Origin of the sequence: Vibrio sp. M260118, from assembly GCF_036533755.1 — a bacterium.
Taxonomy (GTDB): Bacteria; Pseudomonadota; Gammaproteobacteria; order Enterobacterales; family Vibrionaceae; genus Vibrio.
This window is the reverse complement of the sequence record NZ_JATABG010000489.1, coordinates 1-2,124: the sequence shown is the minus strand read 5'-3', so window position 1 is coordinate 2,124 and position 2,124 is coordinate 1. Positions and strand designations below refer to the sequence as shown.

General features: G+C 45.7%; 4 protein-coding genes. 2 read left to right on the top strand and 2 right to left on the bottom strand.

What is annotated here, in order from left to right:
* The first annotated feature begins 58 nt into the window (after window positions 1-58).
* Window positions 59-307 carry a YkgJ family cysteine cluster protein gene (locus QTO00_RS18740; RefSeq protein ID WP_331426113.1) on the top strand — a complete coding sequence of 83 codons (249 nt, stop codon included), beginning with the start codon at window positions 59-61 and terminating at the stop codon, window positions 305-307.
* Between the two features lie 92 nt (window positions 308-399).
* Window positions 400-1,041 carry an outer membrane beta-barrel protein gene (locus tag QTO00_RS18735; protein ID WP_331426112.1) on the top strand — a complete coding sequence of 214 codons (642 nt, stop codon included), beginning with the start codon at window positions 400-402 and terminating at the stop codon, window positions 1,039-1,041.
* A 95-nt stretch (window positions 1,042-1,136) separates the two neighbouring features.
* Here the strand turns inward: QTO00_RS18735 and recR are convergent, their stop codons facing one another.
* Window positions 1,137-1,739, bottom strand: coding sequence for a recombination mediator RecR (gene recR / locus QTO00_RS18730; RefSeq protein WP_331426111.1), 603 nt, complete (start codon window positions 1,737-1,739; stop codon window positions 1,137-1,139).
* 14 nt (window positions 1,740-1,753) lie between these two features.
* Window positions 1,754-2,083 (bottom strand): YbaB/EbfC family nucleoid-associated protein, encoded by a 330-nt coding sequence (locus tag QTO00_RS18725; protein ID WP_004413339.1) that lies wholly within the window; start codon window positions 2,081-2,083, stop codon window positions 1,754-1,756.
* Window positions 2,084-2,124: the final 41 nt, after the last annotated feature.

Below are 2,124 nucleotides of genomic sequence, written 5' to 3'. Positions count from 1 at the left end.
TGACATAGATCACACTTTCTGCTACCATCCGCCACAACTGAACATGAGGTGGACGTTGATGGACTGTCGATTAGGGTGTGGGGCATGTTGTATTGCTCCGAGTATTTCTTCTTATATTCCGGGTATGCCTAATGGCAAACCTGCAGATACTCGATGCGTTCAATTAAACGAAGAGAATCTGTGTAAGCTATTTGGTAAGCCTGAGCGGCCTAAAGTGTGCCATGACTTTAAGCCCTGCCCTAGTCTCTGCGGTAGCACCAACCAACAAGCGTTAGACAATATTATTGAGCTAGAGCGACTTACCTAATAAGTAATGCTTATTATGATAATAAGCCCTTCTCATTAGCCCTCACTGTTTACTCCTAAGATAATGCCACCAACATTCCTTAGGAGTTCAAAATGAAAAAACATCTTAGCTTAATTCTTCTCGCTACTCTGTCTACTTCGGCTTACGCGACTGAGTTCTTTATCGGTGGTGGTACTGGGTATCAAAGTATGAAGGGCGAGATCAATGATAGCGAGTTTGGTATCTTTGACGACAAAGCTCAAGGCGCAGCTTTTCACTTACGTGGTGGCGTTTACTTAGATCAAAACCACCGCTTTACTGCCACTATCAATCATATGGTTGATTCATCTTTTCACCGCAATCGCCTTAATCAGGAACCAGAGAATCTGAGTTCTAGTATAGACCTCGCTCAAACTGAATATTTAGTTTCTTATGACTATGTTCATGCTATGACAGCTGATCTTTCGGTATTCGGCGGCGCAACTGCAGGCTGGGTCAATAACCGTGTTGAAATGTCGATTTACGACCGTGATAGCGGCGACTCAGCGTCACACAAAGCGAGCCAAACTGACGTCACTTACGGCTTACAAGTTGGCGCGCAATACAAGATTCTAGACAACCTCTCTGCCGACTTGCAGTACCGCCATATGTTTGAGTCATACAGTGATACGATAAATTGGGACAACGGTGACACCACCAAACTCTCGATTCCTTACAACAATCAGATTAGCCTTTCATTCGACTACCGCTTCTAATCAATCTGAACGTCAATGCAATCTAGGGATGGATTGCCTGCCCTCTCATCGATTCCCAGATACAAAAAAACCGCGGTTTCCCGCGGCGATTTCAATTAAGACAGCTTCTGCCTGCCCAACAGGGAGTGTGATAATGTTGTCCCATCAACGAGCTCTAGCTCTCCACCAACAGGTACACCATGTGCGATACGACTCGCTTGGACTTGGTGCTCACGACATAGTTCAGCAATATATTGCGCCGTAGCCTCACCTTCTACCGTCGGGTTGGTCGCTAATATCACTTCACTGATATCACCACGACGCAAACGAAAGTCTAAGACATCAAGACCAATATCACTAGGACCAATACCATCTAACGGAGATAAGTGTCCCATCAACACAAAGTATCGTCCAGAAAACTGTCCTGTCGCCTCAACCGCTGCGATATCTGCTGGACTCTCCACCACACAAATCTGCCCATTTTCCTGTCGTTTAGGATTCGTACAGATATGGCAGGTCTCTTCTTCAGTAAAAGTACGGCACTCACTACAATGACCAATTTCAGTCATTGCATGACTCAACGCGTCAGCAAGTTGCAAGCCGCCTTTTCTATCCCGCTGTAACAAATGAAAGGCCATACGCTGCGCCGACTTGGGACCAACCCCAGGTAGACAACGTAAGGCCTCCATCAATTGCTCCAGCATATGACTGGTGCGCATTAATTCTTACTCAATTAGAATGGCATCTTCATGCCTGGTGGTAGTTGCATGCCGCCAGTCACACCTGCCATTTTCTCTTTTTGAGTCTCTTCAACACGGCGTGCTGCGTCGTTGAATGCTGCTGCAATAAGATCTTCAAGCATCTCTTTGTCGTCTTCCATTAGACTCTCGTCAATTTCAACACGACGCACGCTATGACTACCAGTAATAGTCACTTTCACTAGGCCAGCACCAGACTCACCTGTTACTTCCATATTAGCGATTTCTTCTTGAAGCTTTTGCATGCGATCTTGCATTTGCTGGGCTTGCTTCATTAGGTTGCCCATACCGCCTTTACCAAACATGTTTATCTCTCTGGTTAGTTAGCTGTTTCGTTATTAGATGG